The sequence below is a fragment of the Williamsia sp. D3 genome (assembly GCF_000506245.1).
GTDB classification, from domain to species: domain Bacteria; phylum Actinomycetota; class Actinomycetes; order Mycobacteriales; family Mycobacteriaceae; genus Williamsia; species Williamsia muralis.
The window spans coordinates 1-19,427 of record NZ_AYTE01000010.1 but is presented as its reverse complement, the minus strand read 5'-3'; the positions used below and the strand labels follow the sequence as shown (position 1 = coordinate 19,427).

Annotated in this window: 18 protein-coding genes; 10 read left to right on the top strand and 8 right to left on the bottom strand. The window is 63.2% G+C overall.

Translation table 11 applies throughout. The annotated features are described in order from the left end of the window. Positions 1–72 precede the first annotated feature (72 nt). The 4 genes from W823_RS36600 to W823_RS36585 all read right to left on the bottom strand — a co-directional run bounded on the left by W823_RS36600 (position 73) and on the right by W823_RS36585 (position 3,564). Positions 73–924 (bottom strand): hypothetical protein, encoded by an 852-nt coding sequence (locus tag W823_RS36600; RefSeq protein WP_081729654.1) that lies wholly within the window; start codon positions 922–924, stop codon positions 73–75. Next, on the bottom strand, positions 921–2,147 hold the full coding sequence (locus tag W823_RS36595; RefSeq protein ID WP_031331592.1) for an Ig-like domain-containing protein: 1,227 nt from the start codon (positions 2,145–2,147) through the stop codon (positions 921–923). The genes W823_RS36600 and W823_RS36595 overlap by 4 nt, the downstream gene beginning before the upstream one ends. Before the next feature lie 161 nt (positions 2,148–2,308). Continuing rightward, on the bottom strand, positions 2,309–2,965 hold the full coding sequence (locus W823_RS36590) for a DUF305 domain-containing protein (RefSeq protein ID WP_023955777.1): 657 nt from the start codon (positions 2,963–2,965) through the stop codon (positions 2,309–2,311). A gap of 104 nt (positions 2,966–3,069) precedes the next feature. Beyond that, complete coding sequence (locus tag W823_RS36585; protein ID WP_152537997.1) at positions 3,070–3,564, bottom strand: DUF6153 family protein; 495 nt, start codon at positions 3,562–3,564, stop codon at positions 3,070–3,072. Positions 3,565–4,134: 570 nt separating this feature from the next. On the opposite strand from W823_RS36585, the gene W823_RS57085 reads away from it, so the two are divergent. After that, positions 4,135–5,163 carry a M23 family metallopeptidase gene (locus W823_RS57085; RefSeq protein ID WP_235189425.1) on the top strand — a complete coding sequence of 343 codons (1,029 nt, stop codon included), beginning with the start codon at positions 4,135–4,137 and terminating at the stop codon, positions 5,161–5,163. Between the two features lie 117 nt (positions 5,164–5,280). Here W823_RS57085 and W823_RS36575 read toward each other — a convergent pair whose 3' ends face one another. Continuing rightward, the gene (locus W823_RS36575) at positions 5,281–5,646 is read right to left on the bottom strand and encodes a BlaI/MecI/CopY family transcriptional regulator (RefSeq protein WP_023955771.1); all 366 of its coding nucleotides are present in this window, start codon (positions 5,644–5,646) and stop codon (positions 5,281–5,283) included. 43 nt (positions 5,647–5,689) lie between these two features. Then, positions 5,690–5,884 (bottom strand): M23 family metallopeptidase, encoded by a 195-nt coding sequence (locus W823_RS58650; protein WP_255326137.1) that lies wholly within the window; start codon positions 5,882–5,884, stop codon positions 5,690–5,692. A 1,276-nt stretch (positions 5,885–7,160) separates the two neighbouring features. Here W823_RS58650 and W823_RS36565 point away from each other — a divergent pair. Next, a complete protein-coding gene (locus tag W823_RS36565) occupies positions 7,161–7,721 on the top strand; it encodes a TlpA disulfide reductase family protein (RefSeq protein ID WP_031331588.1) in 561 nt (186 codons plus the stop codon). A gap of 63 nt (positions 7,722–7,784) precedes the next feature. Beyond that, positions 7,785–8,000 (top strand): hypothetical protein, encoded by a 216-nt coding sequence (locus W823_RS57665; RefSeq protein WP_133248771.1) that lies wholly within the window; start codon positions 7,785–7,787, stop codon positions 7,998–8,000. On the opposite strand, the gene W823_RS36560 is transcribed toward W823_RS57665, so the two are convergent. Further along, positions 8,001–8,873 carry an alpha/beta fold hydrolase gene (locus W823_RS36560; protein WP_023955763.1) on the bottom strand — a complete coding sequence of 291 codons (873 nt, stop codon included), beginning with the start codon at positions 8,871–8,873 and terminating at the stop codon, positions 8,001–8,003. It lies immediately after the preceding gene. 183 nt (positions 8,874–9,056) lie between these two features. Here W823_RS36560 and W823_RS36555 point away from each other — a divergent pair, with 183 nt between their 5' ends. From W823_RS36555 to W823_RS36540, 4 genes are all read left to right on the top strand, one after another. Beyond that, the gene (locus tag W823_RS36555; protein ID WP_200866358.1) at positions 9,057–9,458 is read left to right on the top strand and encodes a hypothetical protein; all 402 of its coding nucleotides are present in this window, start codon (positions 9,057–9,059) and stop codon (positions 9,456–9,458) included. A gap of 500 nt (positions 9,459–9,958) precedes the next feature. Continuing rightward, the gene (locus tag W823_RS36550) at positions 9,959–10,768 is read left to right on the top strand and encodes a M56 family metallopeptidase (RefSeq protein WP_161633978.1); all 810 of its coding nucleotides are present in this window, start codon (positions 9,959–9,961) and stop codon (positions 10,766–10,768) included. A gap of 509 nt (positions 10,769–11,277) precedes the next feature. Then, entirely contained in the window at positions 11,278–12,309 is a 1,032-nt protein-coding gene (locus tag W823_RS36545; RefSeq protein WP_161633977.1) for a prolipoprotein diacylglyceryl transferase family protein, read from the top strand. A 198-nt stretch (positions 12,310–12,507) separates the two neighbouring features. Further along, positions 12,508–13,323 carry a cytochrome c biogenesis CcdA family protein gene (locus tag W823_RS36540; protein ID WP_031331583.1) on the top strand — a complete coding sequence of 272 codons (816 nt, stop codon included), beginning with the start codon at positions 12,508–12,510 and terminating at the stop codon, positions 13,321–13,323. Positions 13,324–13,495: 172 nt separating this feature from the next. Here W823_RS36540 and lnt read toward each other — a convergent pair whose 3' ends face one another. Continuing rightward, the gene (gene lnt, locus W823_RS36535; protein ID WP_023955755.1) at positions 13,496–15,016 is read right to left on the bottom strand and encodes an apolipoprotein N-acyltransferase; all 1,521 of its coding nucleotides are present in this window, start codon (positions 15,014–15,016) and stop codon (positions 13,496–13,498) included. A gap of 555 nt (positions 15,017–15,571) precedes the next feature. Between lnt and W823_RS36530 the strand changes: the two genes are divergently transcribed. The 3 genes from W823_RS36530 to W823_RS36520 form a co-directional block, all read left to right on the top strand. Next, positions 15,572–16,090 (top strand): TlpA disulfide reductase family protein, encoded by a 519-nt coding sequence (locus tag W823_RS36530; RefSeq protein WP_235189422.1) that lies wholly within the window; start codon positions 15,572–15,574, stop codon positions 16,088–16,090. A gap of 67 nt (positions 16,091–16,157) precedes the next feature. Next, positions 16,158–16,754, top strand: coding sequence for a class I SAM-dependent methyltransferase (locus W823_RS36525; RefSeq protein WP_023955751.1), 597 nt, complete (start codon positions 16,158–16,160; stop codon positions 16,752–16,754). A 271-nt stretch (positions 16,755–17,025) separates the two neighbouring features. Further along, the coding region (locus W823_RS36520) for a (Fe-S)-binding protein (RefSeq protein ID WP_031331580.1) at positions 17,026–19,427 on the top strand (2,402 nt) is incomplete at its 3' end.

The following is a 19,427-nucleotide window of genomic DNA, read 5'->3' as shown; positions in this document are numbered from 1 at the left end:
GCACGGGTCGTGCCCTGCGCGGAGACCCCCAATCAAGGCCCACCTCATGTCTACCATACCCCCCTAGGGTATTCAAGTGAGGGGTTGGAGAACCCACAACTGGGTGGTCGACGCCGCGTAGGCAAGGCCGTCGGGCGCGACGGTGAGTGCGTGCGGAGCACCGATCCACGAATGCTTGAGCCACGGCCGGTTTTCGAAGTGTTGCCAGGCGTACCCGTCGGCATCGATCGCCCACAGCGCGCTGCCGCTGCCTGCCAGAAGCGCTATGGTCGGTGCGGCGATGCGGGCAAAAGAGCGCCCGCCGTCGGTGCTACGCCACACGATCCCGTCGTCGGTGGCTGCCCAGATACCGTCGGCGCTGATCGCCAGCGTTCGTGGCACCAACTGCGCTCCAGCACCCCAGGTGTGGCCGGCGTCAGTGGAGATCAGCAGGCGTGCACCCCCGTCAGAGCCGATCAGGAGGCCCTCGTCGGCGGCAAGCACATGAAAGTCGACCTCGCCCACTAGCGAGCGATCCTGCCAGGTGTGTCCGCCGTCGGTACTGGCCCGCAGCCCCAGTGGATTGGGGGCCGAGCTGGACCGGCCGGGATGCCCCGAGGCGAAGACCACATCAGTGCCCGGTATCCCGCTCAGACCCATCAGGTCGTCATCGGCGGTGCCCACGGCGGTGGTGGCGCCGGCGGGGGTGATCGCAGCCAGCCCGGTGTGGGTTCCGGCCAGCAGCGTGCGATCGGCGGACAGCTGCAGCCCATGCAGATGCGTCAGCTCCGGAGACAGTGTGATCGCCTCGGTGACGTCGCCGACACCAGCTGGGGGATTCTGGCGGGGGGCAGGGGCGGCGGAGGTGCACCCAGTCGCTACCGCCACCGCGCCCACCAGGAACACCACTGCTGCGGCCCTGCGTCGTTGGGCAGTGAATATCATTGCAGCGCACTACCATCGAGCCACTGGCCCCACGCCACACTCCAGTCACCGTTCTGCCAGAGCTCCAGTGGGGGGCCTCCGGTATTGCGGACTTCGACGATGTCGCCTGGTACCGAGAAGTCGTAAAACCAGCGCGCATTGTCCGGGTTGAGATTGAGGCATCCGGCGGACATGTTGGTATTGCCCTGCTGGGCGATGGTGTCGACAAGCTCGTGCAGGTAAATGCCGTCGTTGCTGATGCGGGTGGCGTAATTGATCGACTGGCGATAGCCCAGGCGAGAGTTCACCGGGAGTCCGTAAGTGGAGGAATCCATGATGACCGGGTTGGCCTTGTCCAGGACGGTATACGTGCCCGATTGAGTCCAGAAATGGATGGTGCGGCCATTGACCGTTTCGGTGCCGCCGCGACCCATCGAGGTAGGCATGGTGCGCACCAGCTGACCGTTGCTGAACACCGATACTTGTTTGGTGGTGTCATCGGCGATCGAGACGTGCGCATCACCAATGGTGAACGAGGTTGATACGTCCTCTTGCCCGAATAGGTTCTCTCCCAACTGAACCCCGTAGATGTTCGCGTTAACGGTCACGGTGGTCCCGGGGGCGTAGTACTCGCGAGGACGCCAGTGCACGTTTCGCTCGTCGACCCAGTTCCACGACCCGGTGACTGGGGGATCGGTGCGCACCTCGAGTGAACGTTCGGCGGCGGCCCGGTCGCCGATCGGCTCGTCGAACTGGGCGACCACCACCATCCCTACCCCGTAGGTGGCGCCGTCGGTGAGCAGGTTTCCGCCGGTGCTGACAAAGGTCGGTTTGGTCTGGTTACCCGGTGTGACCGTCGAGAACGACATGGTGCGTACGGTGCGTTGATTCTCGTGAACAGCGGTGGCGGTCAGCGTGTAAGTACGGCCATACCCCAAGGGAACAGCGGGTTTCCAATCTATTCGGTCTGGGGTGTAGAACCCGTCGATCTGGGCTCCGGTCTCGTTGGTCAGCACCACCGATTCCAAGGTGCCCATAGATGTTTGAACTTCAACCCGGTCGGTGGGCTTCACCGTGGTGGTGCCGTCGCCGGGGGTGATGGTCAATTGCGGCGCGTCGACCGCCGAGGTTGCTGCCGGTGAGGATGAACTCAACGTCGACGGTGAGGGGGAGGAACTACAGGCGGCCAGTGTCGCCATGGCGAGCACCAGCACCAGGAGCCCTCCGTGATGAGGGGTGCGCATGAAATCTCCGTAAGTCAAAGCTCAGCGGCCCCGCGCCCCCGGCCAGAGGGCCGGGGGAGGGAGCCGTTCCTGAGGTGAAGAAGGGTGAGGGGGCACCTGGTCGAGGGCGGAACCTACCGATGCGATCAGTAGGTTCCGGCCCTACGACAGTTGTTGAGAGGTCAGGACTGGGCCTGTAGCGACTTCATGGTGTCGATTTCGGCCTGCTGGGTTTGCACGATTGTGCGAGCCATCTGTTTGGCCTGCTCGTTAGAGCCGTCCGCGATTTCGGTGTTAGCCATCTCGATCGCACCGGTGTGGTGCTTGATCATCATTGTCAGCCACGCCTGATCGAACTCGGCGCCGTTTTTGGCTTCCAGCTCGGTCATATCTTGCTCAGACATCATGCCGCTCATGCCGTCGCTGCCGTGGTCCATGCTGCCCATATCGGCGCTCGGAGCAGGTTTACCCCACTGCTGCAGCCACTGCTGTAGTTGCGCCATTTCCGGGCCTTGAGCGGCTTTGATCGCCGCGGCCAGCTCGATGATCTGAGGATTGGTGGTGCGTCCCTGTACCAGCTCGGCCATCTCGACAGCCTGGGCGTGATGCGGGTACATCATCTGCGCGAACATCACATCGGCGTCGTTGAATTGGGCGGTGGCCCCCGTCGAAGTCGAGGGAGCGGTCGTGCTGGTGGATGCAGGCGTCGACATCGAGTCGCCACCCATCGAATCCATGTCGTGGCCACCGTCACCGCTACAGCCGGCCAACACCACGGCCGCAGCGACACCAGCACCGGATACAACAACTTTGAGTCGGGCAGAACGGGTCAAGAACATAATCGTCTCCTTGGAAAAGAAATGTGGATGTGGGGATCAGGAATTGCGACGCGCCGATAAGCACGTACAACGTCACAACGAAAGTGCCCAGGGCACTTCGTCTGTCAGATCCGCAACACTGACAACTTCTCCAACGAGGGTGTCGCCCACGGCGGTGCACGCGAGGTGTACCTGCCGGTCCACGTCATCTGGTGAGCCCCACCGACGGTGGGCAGATGCGCCACTAGCCGACGTGTCATCAGCAGGGTAGCCACCACACTGACCACCGCCATGCACATCGCCATCCCGGTGTGCGGCGAACAGCCGTCGCCGCAACCCATATCCATCACCACGCCGGCGCCGTCCATCCCAAGGGCAGTCAGATCGGCGAGGCCGGTGTGGGTATGGCTAGCCGGGTGCGTGACCGTAGCGGTGGAAACACCGGCCACACCGTGCCCGGCCGGAGGGTGCACCATAGGCACCGAATGCATCAACAACACGCCCACAAGTACAGCGAAAGCGGCGCACGCCATCGCCGCCGCGGTCAACCAGCGACCCCGAACCGGCCGATGACGCAGGACAACATCAGTGCTGCCATGACCGCCTACAAACCCTGACATCGTCCACCCCCTATGTGTCTGCGCTCGCTGTCGTCTTCTGGACTTACCCCTGGGAGGTATTGACCCTCATCGTAGTGGACAGTCCCGCCGATGACAGAAACTTATGTCTGCCACCCAGTGCCTACGCGGGGTCGCTCGTCCGCAGCCGCACTAAGTGCACCTCGCCGGAAACTTGCGTCGAACAGTGAGTGTGGACCAAATTTACGGGCACACAATCGATCTCACGCGCTGAGCCGACTCCTGTAATCACATCCTTGTGATTCAGATGAGGCTGCTGTTTCCTATGGTGCATCTGGGAGAGGAGTGCAATAGTGGGGTCTACGCCCCGGTGGTGGGACCCTGTCAAACTCGTGCGGTCCGCCCCTTCCCGACACCTCCAAAAGGAGCGTTGCCGTGCGCTTTGAAGTATTTGTTCGTTCCCGCAGACCGCGAACACGCCGCCGTTGGACAGCGGCAACCTCCACAGGCTGTGTGGTCGCCGCAGCCGGGGCGTTAGTTCTTGTCCACCCACAGCAAGAACAACAGCCGGCGTCAGCACCCGAGCTCTCCCTAATGAACGCCCATCAGCTCGTGTCCGACGAGGTCGCCGACGTGGCGTCGGGAGATCAACCCGTCGCCGACAGCACCCACATCCGACGAGAATTGCTGCAGCTGGCGGTAATGAACGCCCAGGCGATGATCACCGACAACGGCGTTGCTGCCCTGGCGGGAGTGGGCCGCGAGGTGGGCACATGCGTTGCCCAGTGGTCACTCGCCACCCTCGGTGCCCCCAACGCAGATGCCCAGGCCCTCGCCCAATGCCTGAGCCCCCTAGCCAATCTCGATCCCAGCGAGACCACCGAAGCAATGAGAGCGCTGCACTTCAGTGACATCGTTGCCACTCTCACCGCCGCCGGGACTCCGCACAGCCCGACCATCGTCCACACTCTGGCATCCTCTTTCGCACCTGCACCCGCATCACCCACACACACCGGGCAACCCAGCACCACCGCGCCTGCAACTCCTGAACTGACGCCGCCACCGCCATCGACAACCACCACACAGGCCACCGAGTCGACGACATCTATCGGGTCCGCGTCCCCCGTGCCCAGCGCCACCGCCGCACCGGCAACTCCGGCGGCGCCCGTCCCGTCGACCACGCCGCCGCTACCTCCGGACACCTCGACGAGCCCGCCGTCACCAGACGAGACCCCAACCGAGGTTTCGACCGTCGGCCGGCAGTACGTCGCGCCGACCTCGGGGACAATCACCTCCCCCTTCGGAGACGGCCGCAACCACCAAGGCATCGACATCGCCAACTCGACAGGAACACCCATCGTCGCCGTCGCCGACGGAGTGGTCATCAGCTCGGGCCCGGCACAGGGATTCGGCCTGTGGGTTCGCATCCAACACAACGACGGGACCATCACTACCTACGGGCACAACAACGAAAACACCGTCACGGTGGGACAATCGGTCACCGCCGGCCAGGAGATCGCCACCGTCGGTAACCGCGGTCAATCCACAGGACCCCACTTGCACTTCGAGGTGCAGGACCCCTCAGGACAGAACGTGGACCCAGTGGCGTGGCTCGCCGAGCGTGAGGCATCAATCCTGTGAGAACTGTGCACTGCGAGGGCACACGAAGTGTGAGCACCACATTCGCTCCGGTAGACGAGCGCGCAGGTTCACCCAGCGGGACGCCCGGCGTGGTTTGTATCCGTCCAATTGATGGCTCTAGCGTGGACGTTTGGACCGCTTAGACAGACTCTTACGCAACGCCTCTTGCTCTTCGGGGGTGACGGTTTGCGCGAAATGCATGAGCACCGCAGCAGGGTCTTCGCTACTGGCAAGGATGTCGCGCAGGGCTTGCGAGGTCGCCTCCTGGCGTGTCTGAACAGGCGAATAATGGTATGCGCGACTGACTTTGGTGCGCTCGAGGAAGCCTTTGGAGTGCAGATTGGTGACGACGGTCAAGATCGTGGTGTAGGCGTGCGTGCGGCCTGATAACGCGGCGAGAATGTCATGGACCGATTGTGGTTCCGGCGCTGCGTTCCACAGGACGTCCATCACGTCGGCTTCAAGGGTTCCCAACGACTTCATGACAGTATTGTCACCACTGCATGGGGCTGCGTCCAGCGACGACTCACTGGACTGAGACGCCGCGGCCCAGGAGCCATTGCGCCGGATCAAGATTGCTGCCGTCGTCCTGACGCACTTCGTAGTGCAGGTGCGATCCTGTCGAAATGCCGCGGTTCCCCATCGTGGCGATCTGCTGTCCGGCCTCCACACGCTCACCAGTAGTGACCAGAGCCTGGTCAATGTGCCCGTAGACGCCGATGGTGCCATCGTCCTAGCGGACTCGGATCCACAGCCCGAAGCCGTTCGCCGGGCCTGCTTCGAGTACTTCGCCAGCGGTCACTGACACCACAGGGGTGCCGATCGCGTTCGCGATATCAAGACCAAGATGGGTGCTACCCCAACGTGCGCCGAAGCCTGAGGTCAATATGCCGACGGTGGGTGCCACCGTGGGTGGAGCAGCCACCATGGCCGTGATGGGGGGTGGCGCGAGTGGAGTAGGAGAGGGGCTTGGGCGTGCCGGTCGTGCAGACGGAGCTGTCACAGATGCCACGTCGGTCGACGACGGGGGTGTTGTGGTCTGCGAGGTCGGTCCGGGCGCGTCGTTGACTACACCGGCATAGACCTGCCGTGGGGCATCGTCGCCCGCGGCAGGGTGTAAGAGGACCACCGCCGTGACAGCGGCAGCGGTAAGGGTCATCGCCCCGGCGGCCACTGATGCACTCCATGTGTCCGCGTTGGCCCGGCTAGACCGGCCAGTGCTCCCGGAGCCAGCGCGCAGTGACCCTTGACCGTACTGTGCGTCAAATAGGTCGCTAGCGCTCACCGCGACCCTGGAGCGGGCACCAATCTCGGTGCCCTGTGCGCATATTGCCCTCTCCCAGGGTGCCAGTAGCGGCACTGGCCTGGGCTCATCGAGTAGGTGAGGCGGTGTTTCCCGCACCCCTGTACCGGTGAGGGCGGCAGTAGAGGGGAGGTCAGTCTGCGCGACAGGCCATAGCTGTGTGTAGCTAAGCTCGCCCCGTCTTGTTCGCTGACGTGCAGACTCTCGCGGCCCGAACGAAGTGGGCGGGCTGGGGACAACACCATGAGCATGCTCAGTGTGCAGGCACTGCTTACGATGCCGACCTGCTCTGCCGGGCTGATCATCAGCGGTGTACGAGCCGACTACACGGGCCCGTGGGGAGGTGGGCAACGGACCCAGCGGCTCGGCTGGTGCGGAGCTCGCCAGACAACTTGTCGAGAAGGTCGCCTCAGGCAGGCGATGTCGTGCCACGTGGGTAGGTTCCTGTCGCGGGGGAGAGGGCGGGCGTTGGCCTCGCACAGATTACTACTATAGAGGTTAGTTGCTCAGGTAGGGTTGCCAGCGAGCCGTCTACTATGTGCAGTAGTAGTTGCGGCTGATTGGCCGTGCGCCGTCGGTAGACCGACGTGTCGGCGTCGGACTTCGGTCCGACGTGGTGCTGCGCGAACCTGAAAGTAGTTGGGCAGGAGGGGAAATAGTAGTGCGGCAGGGGTTTGGGCGCGGTGTCCTCATCATGGGTTTAGTGGTGGCGATTGTGGTGGCGGGGTGCGGCACCGGCGATGACGCGGTACGTCAAGGAGGGTCGTTCGAGTTCGTGTCACCTGGCGGCAAGACGGTGATTTTCTATGACCCGCCCCAGTCGCGGGGAGTGGTCGAGGAGTTGACTGGCCCGGATGTGATGAGGCAAGGCGCTACGGTACGGCTGAGCGACTTTGCGGGGCAGGTCGTAGTGGTCAATGTGTGGGGATCGTGGTGTGCGCCGTGTCGTATCGAGACGCCGGCTCTCGAGCAGGTCTACTCCGCGACGCAAGATCAGGGCGTGATGTTCTTAGGTATCGATTTCCGCGACAACAGGAGTTCGGCACGTGATTTCATATCTGACCGGTCGGTGACCTATCCCTCGATTTACGACTACAGCGGACGGACATTGGCCACATTGACCACACCAACATCGGTCGTTCCCACCACCGTGGTCCTTGACCGCAAGCATCGAGCTGCTGCTGTGTTCTTGCGTGCGGTGACCGCCAGTGAGTTGCAGCCTGTTGTTGAACGTCTAGCAGCAGAGGCGCCATGAGAACCTCCATGCGACGCTGGTACGCCTTGCTGTCAACGTCGGCGAAGGGGTGGTGGCCGCAGAATGCTCAGTGACACGGTGATCGGCCGCGTGCCGCCCACCACTGTTGCGAGGGTGGCGATTGGCAATGCCATCGCCGCCAATACAGCTGCAGTCGTGATAGCACTGATGGTGAGCAATGATGGAGCACCCGGACCGATTATCGCGGTGGTATGTGTGGCAGCTTTATTCGCTGCGCTGGCCTATGGCGCAGTGGCCGTATATCGGCGTCAGCAGTGACTATGGGGCTGCAGACCTTGAGCCGCCGCCGTCGAGGCGGTGACGCTGATCGTTGCAGAACTGTGCGATCGTCTCCACGACGTTGGTCTCGTTGCTAAACAATCCCCCGTGTGCGGCTCCGTCAATTTGTTTGAACTGTGAGTTCGGAATCTGTTGTGCGGTCTCATGCGAGGTGTGTGGTGGGAAAAACACATCGTGCTCGAAGGCCAGAACCAGTACCGGGGCAGAGATCTGAGCCAAGTGTTCGGGATGAGGCTCTTCGTTCATGATCCATTCAAACGACGCAGCGAGCTGCCCGTGCAGGCCTTTTCGATCGGACCAGAGACTATCGCCATCGGCGAGCAGTTGGCGCCATATTGACACTGTCTCGGGGTCCTGCAACATGGCAGGGCTCAGTGTGGTCATAAGTTGCTCGAAAACCCTTACCTGCGCAGGAATCTCCCCGAGCCGGCCAATGAGGTCGAGTTCCATCTGCCCAACCAGTGCGCCAATCGGAGATGGTTGTAAACCAGCTAAAAACACTGCGCCAGTGACCATATCGGGCCGTCGACGCACAAGGCACTGTGCGGTGTAACAGCCCAGCGAGTAGCCCACGACGAGTGCTTCGGTGATTCCGCATGCCTCCAGCAGGTGCTCGGCATCGCTGGCGAGTCCGTCCACGCTGTAGGGAGGTTCGGTCGCGGTGGACGGTGCCACGCCCCGTGCGTTGTAGGCGATGACCGAAAATCCTGCATCAACCAGGGCCGCCGTCAGCCCCGACAGCTCCCAGATTTGCGACGGCATGCCTAGTCCGCCAATGAGCAGCACGGGAGGGCCTGCGCCCATACGCTCCACACCCAACTGCACAGCGTCGGCGACCTCAATCAGTTCCATGCTTCCCCTTGTCGATGTGCACATTCGTGGTGCACCTGGCCCAGGTCGAGCCGGTGCCGCTGTGATCTCGGATCGCCGTGTCCGGGCGGACATCCAATCTCGTAGCGAGCACCACTTCTACCGTATTACTATGCACTATAGTAGTTAATGGGGGGTCGCATGGGTCCAGTGGCTGGAGTGAGCATGACGAAAGTAGACAGTGCGCTCGATGGGGCGGTTGCGCCTGCGTCGATGGGCAGCGTGCGCCGCGACCACGGGTGCCCGGCACCCGCGAAGCGTCGCTCCTCCCTGCACGTGTGGCGGGCTGTCGGAGTGGGGGTTCTGACCGCCATCATTGTGGGAGTGCCCACGGATGTGATCGACACGTCGTACTTCACCCGTATGACGCCGGTGCGATGGTGGGAGGTGCCGGTGGTTGTCCTCACCGTTGTCCTCGCTGCACTGTGGGCTGGGCTGCAGGCGCACCGCGCGCGCGGCGGCATGATGCAGTCGGCGTCACGAGTGTGGTGGTTACAGCGCTGGCGGTGGGCTGCCCGGTGTGCAACAAGATTGCCGTTGCCTTGCTTGGTGTCTCCGGCGCCCTGACTGTGTGGTCTCCGATTCAACCGGTACTGGCCCTGGGCTCGCTCGCTGTGCTGGGCGCAGCAGTGCTGGCGCGGTGGCGAGCCACAGCGCGGTGTGCCACCTGTGAACGACCGGCGACGCGCCCGCTGGGCGCCGATCACGTCGGGGATCAACTCTGACAGGCTGGAGCGGCATCGGAATACACTGTCCGCACACGGCAGGGCGAGACAGGAGGTCGCGATGTGGGCAGCCGCTGAGCGTGGGCAGACGCTGACCTTGTGGTCTGCACAGATGCCGACCGCCACACGCACTGGTGCGCTGGTGCGCTGGGTAGGTGGCAGTCAGCCGAATCGCAGCGACTATGACCGTCGAACGGATCGGCGATGAATCTGGCCCTCACGCTTTTGGCTAGTGCGGGCACGCTGGGATGGATGTGGCCTCGCTTCTTCGCGCGCATCAGACACCGACTACGCCCCCATACTGCTCTTACTCTGTGGCCGGTAACTCAGAGCCTCTTTGTATTGCTGGTTGTCGCTGCAGCAATCGCCCTGGCGCTGCCGGCCCGCACCGCCGAACACCTCGCCTCCCTGCTGGGAAGTTGCTGGGAACTCCTTGCGCACGGATCCCCTCAGGCCAGCGAGACAATCGCCGGTGCCAGCGCAGGGTTGCTGGTAGGAGTTGTGCTGGTACGAATCTTCTACCTGGCGCGACGCGAACGCGTCCGGCAAAAGACACTGCGGGACAAATACGTTGGGGCACTACACCTGGCCGGCACCCAAAAGCCGGAGCACCCTGGCGTGTGGTGGTTAGAGACCGATACGCCCGTTGCCTTCTGCGTGGCGGGCAAAAATCCGACCGTGGGAGCATCGACCGGATTGTTCAACCACCTCACCGCCGACGAGGTGGGCGCGGTCTTGGCCCATGAGCGTGCGCACGCCCGATTTCGACACCACACCCTGATCCTGTGGGCCGAATCAGTCGGACGCACGCTGCCCTGGATGCCGCTGTTCGCCCACAGTCCCAGCATGGTCCGTGAACTCGCTGAACAGGCCGCAGACGCAGAGGCAGCACTAGACCACGGGCACCTTGTTGTCGCCTCGGCCCTGCGCACCATGTCCGCAATTCCCGCGCCCGCGCCCGCTCCCAGTCAGATCCTGGAAATGGTCAGTGGAACCGTGACCACACGACTCGAGCGGCTGTGCGCCGAAGCTAATCGTCACCCCCGTCGTCACAGCGTGCAAGTAGGAACGCTCCTTGGATGCGCCATGGCTGTCCCCCTCGTAGGCGGGTGCGTCGCTGCCTTGGCTATGTATGCCTTCAGCTGCACATAACTGGCGCGGCTTCCACCACGCCGATAAAGCGGCGAACCGCTCGACCATGCACCCTTCCGTTGTCTGTGACCGCTCGAGCCTTGAGTGCCATTGATCTCTGAGTAACACCTGTCACCTCAATTACTACCCACAATAGTAATTTCAACTACTATCGTGCATAGTAGTTGAGCGGCTGCCTTCCGCTCGCACCACACCAAGGTTTGAGGGCCGCTGTTATGAGCAAGAAGACCAAACGAAAGAGCCACCAGCGCACCGCTGGTCGTTCCAAACGCCGGGCTAGCGGCACTGACGGATCTGCTGGAGCACGCGGCCAATGGTTGACGTCCAACGCGAGTGACGCGGCCGCGGTAGCCCCAGACGCCGAGGCCAATGTTGTCGCACTCAGAGCCCGCGCGCGGTCTCAGCAAAGCCCGCCAGGTGGTGAGAGGCGTACACACGTTGAAGCCCCGAGCGGTGAGGCTACTCTCTCGCCGGCGCCAGACCCGGTTCCGTTGACCGAACCGCCGCACGTGAGTGAACCCGTCGCGGCGCGCGGCTGTGCAGCGGCGATCGAGGAGATGGAGCCGCAGGGATTGGTAGCGACCTATGAGCTACCACGCGACCGAGACCGGTCGTCCTCTGTCGCGTTTGTGGGTGCCCGCATGGGGGCGGAGGGGGCCGAACATCCAGGGGACAGCTTTGGGCGTGTGGTGTCCTTCGACCAGATTCCTGCCACTGGACGCGCCACAGTGTCTGTACGGGTCAGCGGTATCACCAAGGGAACCTGGCGGGTGGTCGGAAAACCGGTGGGCGATGACGACGCGGCATCGAGGCAGACGGTGACCACCACGACCCGTCTCGCGCCTCTGGCAGTGGGCCCAGGTGTCCGCGTTCTGGCGTGGCCGATATTGGTAGGAATGGGCGCTGTTACCGCCCTTGTTGCTCAGGCGCTGCTCTTCGCTCGCGTCGACTCTCGGTGGTGGGTGGCAACGCTGTTGTCAGTGCTGGGGTGCCTTGTCGGTGTGCTCGGTGCCAAGATGTGGTTTCTTGTTCTGCACCGCGAACGCCGCCGGTCTCTGCGTACCGCCGGCGCATGCATCCAGGGATTCATCGTCGCTGCAGTGGGGACGGTGATTGTCGGTGCACTCGCGGTGGGGCTACCGGTCGGCGAGCTGCTCGACGCCACTGCGCCGGGCTTGTTCCTGGGTATGGCGATTGGCCGTCCGGGTTGCTTTCTGTCCGGATGCTGCGCCGGCCGGGCTACCAGTTCACGCTGGGGAATGTGGTCGTCCGATCGCCAGCTGGGAGTTCGTCGCTACCCTGTACAGCTCATTGAAGCGGTCGGGGCACTGGTGCTTGCGGCCATCAGCTTGGTTCTGGTGCTGACGGTGTCGGCGCCCTGGCCGGGCTCCCTGTTCGTGGCAACCCTTCTGGGCTATGTCCTACTGCGACAACTCTTGTTCCCACTGCGCAGCGACCCCCACACCGCCCGGGGACGTACCTGGACCACTCTCGCCAGCCTTGCTCTGCTGACGGTGGACCTCATGGTAGTCGCTGCCTAAAACAATCGGGGGTCGGTGAGCGCCTTCAACCCGCTTCGGGTCAGCCCGACCCCGTGAACTACTATGGCGAGTAGTAGTAAACCTGGTCGCTGTGCCGGACGGGCGAGCGCAATCGCCCACCGCCAGCCGGGGCCGCCTAAACGATCGGCGGCTGACCTCCACAAATCGCACCCTGGCAGCGCTGAGTAAGGATCTTGAGTGACGGTATGGGCGAGCACTGACACTGTGGGCACGAGTTTTCAATCAGTCGCCGCGACCGGGCCGATCCTGCTCGCGCTGGCGGTGGCAGCGCTGGCAGGATTGGTCTCTTTCACCTCACCCTGCTGCATTCCTCTCGTGCCGGGATACCTGTCATATCTAGCGGCAGTGGCTGGGGCCGAAGGGACTTCGAGCAGCGGAGGTGATGCAGTGACCTCCAGAACGCGCCACCGTTGGCGGGTGACCGGCGCGGCAGCGCTGTTCGTCGGAGGCTTCACGGTGGTCTTTGTGCTGGGCACGGTATCGGTCTTTGGAGTGATCGGGCTGCTGCAGGTCAATCGCGACGTGCTCCAACGCATCGGTGGTGTCGTGACCATTGTGATGGGGCTGGTGTTCCTAGGGTTCATGCCTGCACTGCAGAGAGATACGCGCGCGAAGCCTCGGCTCATCCCGTCGCTGGCTGGAGCGCCATTGCTCGGTGCCGTGTTCGGGTTGGGGTGGACGCCCTGCCTTGGCCCAGCGCTAGCGGGTGTCTTGTCTGTGGCGGCCGGAACCGAGGGAGCTACAGCCGCCCGCGGGGCGCTACTGATCGTGGCGTACTGCCTTCGTCTTGGGTTGCCCTTTATTCTATTGGCTTTCGGCTCGTCACGCGTGATGCGCGGTGTGGGGTTCCTGCGGCGCCATACCCGCAGGATCCAGGTTGCCGGAGGCGTCATGCTCGTAGTGGTGGGCAGTGCGCTGGTGACGGGGGCCTGGGATGTTTTTGTCGTATGGCTCCGAGATGCATTTGTGAGCAACGTCGTACTGCCCATATAGAACGTTGGCGTACTTGCCGTCGTCGTTGCGCCGAAGTGACCTCCGGTGACGGCAGATTTGGGTCAATAGCCCAGTGCCGCAACGCCAAAGGGGTAGCAGGTTTGCTGGAGCGGGCGTGGTCAAAGGGGTGCGCGCGACAACGCGTCCGTCGACCACCCGCCGTGCCGTGGGTTTATAAGTCGTGGGTCTGAAGAGTCTGGGTGAGGCGGCAAGCTCGCCGATGACGCACCCACGCCCACATAAGCCCCAGCACGGTGAGCACCACCGCGATTCGCTCAGGCAACGGACCTACAGTGGTGGCGACGGTGCGTTCTGTGTGCAGCGCGATGGTCTGGACCATGATGCCGGGTTCGAAGATGCCGGTGCTGGCCGTAATCTGACCGTCGGGATTGATCACGGCACTGACACCACTGGTGGCCGAGACCACCACACTGCGACCATGCTCCACCGCGCGCACCTGAGACATCGCTAGTTGTTGATAGGTCATCTCTGTGCGACCAAACGTAGCGTTGTTGGTCGGTACCGATAGCAGCTGCGCACCTGCGCGAACCGCCTTTCGCGCCGACCGGTCAAAGGCCACTTCCCAGCACGTCGAGATTCCTACGGTGAGGTCGTTGCCGGGCGCAGTGGACACTGTGACCACCCCAGGTCCCACACCGGGCCTGAAGTTGCCTGCTTGCTCGGCATACGGTGAGAAGTACTCGAAAAAGCCGCGCCAGGGCAAATATTCGCCAAAAGGTTGAATGATCTGCTTGTCGTAGCGGCCCCGAACCGGCAGCTTCTGCATCGCGGTGCGGCCATCCCACACCAGGACAGAATTGGTGGGCCGCCCGTCAGAATGTTGTAGCACTGTACCCACCATGATCGGTGCGCCCACTGCCTTCGACGCCGCTGTGATCTGCTCGGCGGCATCCGGATTGAGGGTGGGGTCAATATCTGAGGCATTCTCCGGCCACAACACCACGCTGGGCTGCCGCACCTCTTGAGCTTGGATCTTCTGTGCTAACAACAGGGTTTGGCGTACGTGGTTGTCTAGAACAGCGCGCCGTTGCTCATTGAAGTTCAATCCCAAACGGGGCACGTTCCCCTGAATCACGGCGACGGTGACTTCCTCACCGGTGTTGACTGACTCCACTGACGGCCACAATGCGCCAGCCAAGGCAGGCATGATCAGCACCACAACAGCGCGGCGCATGACTACCTGCCGCTGCCGCGGACCGGTCAGTAGGGTGCGGGTCAACGCGGCCAGCGCGCCACCGGTGAAAGCGACGGCGAACGAGACTGCCGGCGCCCCACCGGTTGATGCTATCGATAGCAAGGGTCCCTCAGCTTGGGTAAAAGCCGCTCTCCCCCAGGGGAACCCGCCAAATGGGAAGGTGGACCGGACCCACTCGAAACCCACCCATGCCAAGGCAAACCATAAGGGCCACCACGGCAACGCCGTGACGCGGGCAGCCACTATCGCCAGTAGCCCTGCGTACAACGCCATCACCACTGCAAGGGCCACCCACGGTAGTGGTCCGACATAGATCCCCACCCACGGCAACAACGGAAGAAAGTAGGCAAGACCAAACACAAACCCGCACCAGAACGCGGTTCGGGCCCGGGCTACCCCGTGCAGTTGCAGTGCCAGCACTGCCAGTGACAGGACGGCCAGGAACCACAGATTGCGTGGCGGAAACGACGCCCACATGAGAATGCCACTTGCAGCGCACCCTGCTGTTCGCGTCACCCAGGACACCAATCGGGTCCGCTTCCTGCCCGCTGTCGGCGGTGCCGCGGACTGAGTCGCTGTCGCAGTCATCGGCAGAACCGCCCACACCCCAGGACCGTGGCGCGGGGAGAGTGCCGGGACTGCTCGGACAGATGCCCACCACGAACGGGCTGCAATGCCACGGCATCAGTGACCGAGCAGTGCTGCGTGGGGCGTAGCAACCGGATCCGAAACCGCCGTTCCATTCAGCTACTATAGTGCATAGTATTTGGCGAACGTGTTGTTGCATCTCGGTTGCAGCCGACGAGGGTCGACTGCCTGGACCAAGGTGGTGTCAACTGGGAAGTGTGTATGAGTGGACCGACGCGAGGGCTCGCTGGATTGTCGGTATCGGCACGGTGGACGAGTGGTGCTCTTGTGGTGACAGTCGCCCTCATCGTGGCCATTTGGCCTCGGGGGAGCGTTGCGTTTGACCCTGACGCGAGCACGGAACCACCGCCCGGGAACGCAGTATCAGCGGGATCGGGCGATGCAGTGTCGCAAGAAGAGCTCACTCGCGCACGGCAGAATGCTGCTCTCGATTCCTGCCCGGTGTCGGGTCTGGCTGACCCGATCACCTCACCCATGGCGGGCATCTCATTGCCCTGCTTGGCAGATGGCCGGCTGATCGAGATGGCGGGCGTGACCGCGGGTATGCCGCTGGTGCTCAATGTCTGGGCCTACTGGTGCGGGCCGTGTCGAAAAGAACTGCCGGTCGTCGCGGAGTTCGCGGCGACTGCCACGGGCAAGGTGCAGGTGCTGACGGTCCATGGACAAGATGGCGCCCAAGATCCCACCCGCGCGCTCACCATGTTGGCCGACATCGGCGTCAGGTTGCCAGCTGTTGTCGATATCGACGCCCAGCTCGCCCGCGTTCTCCGCATCCCGCGGGTCTACCCGTGCACCGTCCTTATCCGGGCTGACGGGTCGGTCGCCGCGGTGTTGCCGCAAGTTTTTGACACGCGGACTGAACTAGCGGCCGCCGTCGAGAAGCACCTTGAGGTTGCGGTATGAGCTGCTCGAAAAGCACGCGCCCTGCGGCGGTGAACGAATTGACCTCTAGCGGTAAGGAACTGGCCTGATGCCTACAATGTCCGGCTTCGAATCGGCGTTCTGCCGCAGTGCGCCCTGGCGGTTGACAACGCGCCGCCTTGTGGTCCCGTGGGCACTTCAGGGTGCGAATCTTCTGGGGAACGTTCTGGAAATCGGTGCTGGCAGCGGAGCGATGGCGGCTGAAGTCCTCGCCAGGTTTCCCGGAATACGGATGACTGTCACCGATTTCGACGACACGATGGTGACCGCGGCCGCTCAGCGTCTGGCCGGGGAGTCGAACAGAACCACCATCCGACAAGCGGATGCCAGCGCCCTGCCGTTCAACGAGAGCGCGTTCGATGCAGTGCTGTCTTTCCTCATGCTCCACCACACCGTAGCGTGGGAAGACGCTCTCGCCGAAGCCGTTAGGGTTCTTGCGCCCGGTGGCACCTTGGTTGGCTACGACTTGCTGCCCAGCTGGCCAGCTCGAGCTCTCCATCGCCTGGAAGGTGCCCCCCATCGGCTCATCGACCACCACGAGCTCGAACCACTCTTAAAACGCCTGCCACTAAACGACGTTCGGGTGAGAAGAGGACCAGCAGGTGCCGTCGTACGATTCTCGGCCATGAAGAAGAAGGCGACATAGCTCGTCGGGTGAAGACAGCTCCAGGGCCACCTGGCCCCGGCAGCAGGGCCGCCGAAGTCTCCACCAACAGGCGCTGATGTACTACTACCTATGCTAGTAATTCCAGGTGGGGCGGTCCAGGGCATCGGACTGTAGATCGGGGTCCGGAAACTACGGGCAATGATCTCGCATCTAGTGCTGTAGCGGGGAAGCGACACTGGTCGACCGCAACCACGTGAGATCGGATGTTCCTCTGACGTCGCCTAGCCCCTGTGTGAAAGGAAGTTTCGCCGTGAATACCGCGACGATCACCATCGGCACCATTGCTGCTCTGGCAAGCCTGGTGTGCTGGGCACTGTTTTTCCGCGGGGTGTGGACGATGCTCCGCACCATCGCCAAGGGGCAGAAGGACAACACCCGGTTCACGCCGGTGCTCCCTCGCTTCAAGCAGATGATGATCGAGTTCATCGCCCACACGCGGATGGCGAAGTTCCGAACCGTCGGCTGGGCCCACTGGCTGGTGATGATCGGGTTCCTGCTCGGTTCGCTGCTGTGGTTCGAGGCCTATGGCCAGACGTTCGACGCCAAGTTTTCTTGGCCGTACTTCGGCGACACCTTCGCCTGGCATCTACTCGATGAGCTCCTGGGCATTGGCACCGTGGTCGGCATCGTCACCCTGATCATCATTCGTCAGCTCAACCACCCGCGGGTTCCCGAGCGGCTCTCCCGGTTCTCCGGCTCGCGCTTCGGCGCCGCGTACTTCGTCGAGGTGGTCGTGCTGCTCGAGGGCCTGGGCATGATCATGGTGAAGGCCGGCAAGATCGCCACCTACGGCCACGCACATGCCGGCTCGGACTTCTTCACCATGCAGGTCGCCAAGCTGCTCCCGGCCAGCCCGACCATGGTCTCGGTCTTCGCGCTGATCAAGCTGATGTCGGGCATGATCTGGCTCGCCGTCATCGGCCGCAACATCACGTGGGGCGTGGCGTGGCACCGCTTCTCGGCCTTCTTCAACATCTACTTCAAGCGTGAGGACGACGGCGGGGTCGCGCTCGGCGCGGCCAGGCCGATGACATCGGGCGGCAAGGTCCTCGACATGGAGACCGCCGACCCGGACGTGGACGCATTCGGTGCCGGCAAGATCGAGGACTTCACCTGGAAGGGCTGGCTCGACTTCACCACCTGTACCGAGTGTGGTCGCTGCCAGAGCCAGTGCCCGGCATGGAACACGGGCAAGCCGCTCTCCCCCAAGCTCCTCATCACCTCACTGCGTGACCACGGTTACGCCAAGGCGCCCTACCTCCTCGCCGGCGGTAAGAAAGACATCAGCGGCGACGAGATCGGTCTGGTCGACGCCGACGGAAACGTGCTGCAGGACAAGCTCGATGCGATCCCCGAGGCTGCCCGCAACGAGGCCGAGCGCAAGCTGGTCGGCGAGAGCGAAGGCACCACGGGCGCGGTCATCGACACCGAGACCCTGTGGAGCTGCACCAACTGCGGTGCCTGCGTCGAACAGTGCCCGGTCGACATCGAGCACGTGGACCACATCATCGACATGCGCCGCTACCAGGTGCTCATCGAGTCGGACTTCCCGTCCGAGCTCGCGGGCCTGTTCAAGAACCTGGAGAACAAGGGCAATCCGTGGGGCCAGAACTCCAAGGACCGCACCAAGTGGATCGATGAGATGGACATCGAGATCCCGGTGTACGGCCAGGATGTCGAGAGCTTCGAAGGCTTTGAGTACCTGTTCTGGGTCGGTTGCGCCGGCGCCTACGAGGACCGTGCGAAGAAGACCACCAAGGCCGTTGCCGAACTGCTCGACATCGCCGCCGTGGACTTCCTCGTCCTGGGTGAGGGCGAAACGTGTAACGGTGACTCCGCTCGCCGAGCAGGCAACGAGTTCCTGTTCCAGATGCTGGCGCAGCAGAACATCGAGACCCTCGATGAGATGTTCGGTACCGCTCCCGCGCAGGCCAAGAAGATCGTTGTGACCTGCCCGCACTGCTTCAACACCCTGGGTAACGAGTACCCGCAGGTCGGCGGTAAGTACGAGGTGGTCCACCACACCCAGCTGCTCAACCGGCTGGTCCGCGACAAGCGGCTCATCCCGGTGGCCCCGGTCAACAAGGACATCACCTACCACGACCCCTGCTTCCTGGGCCGTCACAACAAGGTCTACGACGCCCCGCGTGAGCTGATGGACGCTTCCGGCGCCAACCTGACCGAGATGCCGCGTCACGGCGAGCGGTCGATGTGCTGTGGCGCCGGTGGTGCCCGGATGTGGATGGAAGAGACCATCGGCAAGCGCATCAACCTCGACCGGGTCGATGAAGCACTCGGCACCTCACCGGAGAAGGTGGCCACCGGCTGCCCGTTCTGCCGCGTGATGCTGACCGACGGCGTGACCGCGAAGACCTCGGGCACCGAGCTCGAGAACAAGGTCGAGGTGCTCGACGTCGCTCAGCTGATCCTCGACTCCGTCAGGCGCGGTGCCCCGGAGATCAAGCGCGGCGGCCGTTTCCTCGGCGCAGCGTCGCTGGGGTTGTCCGCACCGGTGGCCGAACCCGAGGCCAAGCCGGTCGAGAAGAAGGAACCGGCAGCCGAGCCCGCGAAGGCGGCAGCGGCGACAGCCACCGACACCAAGGAAAAGCCGAAGGTCGGCGGCGGACTGGGCATCGGCGGCGGCGCGAAGAA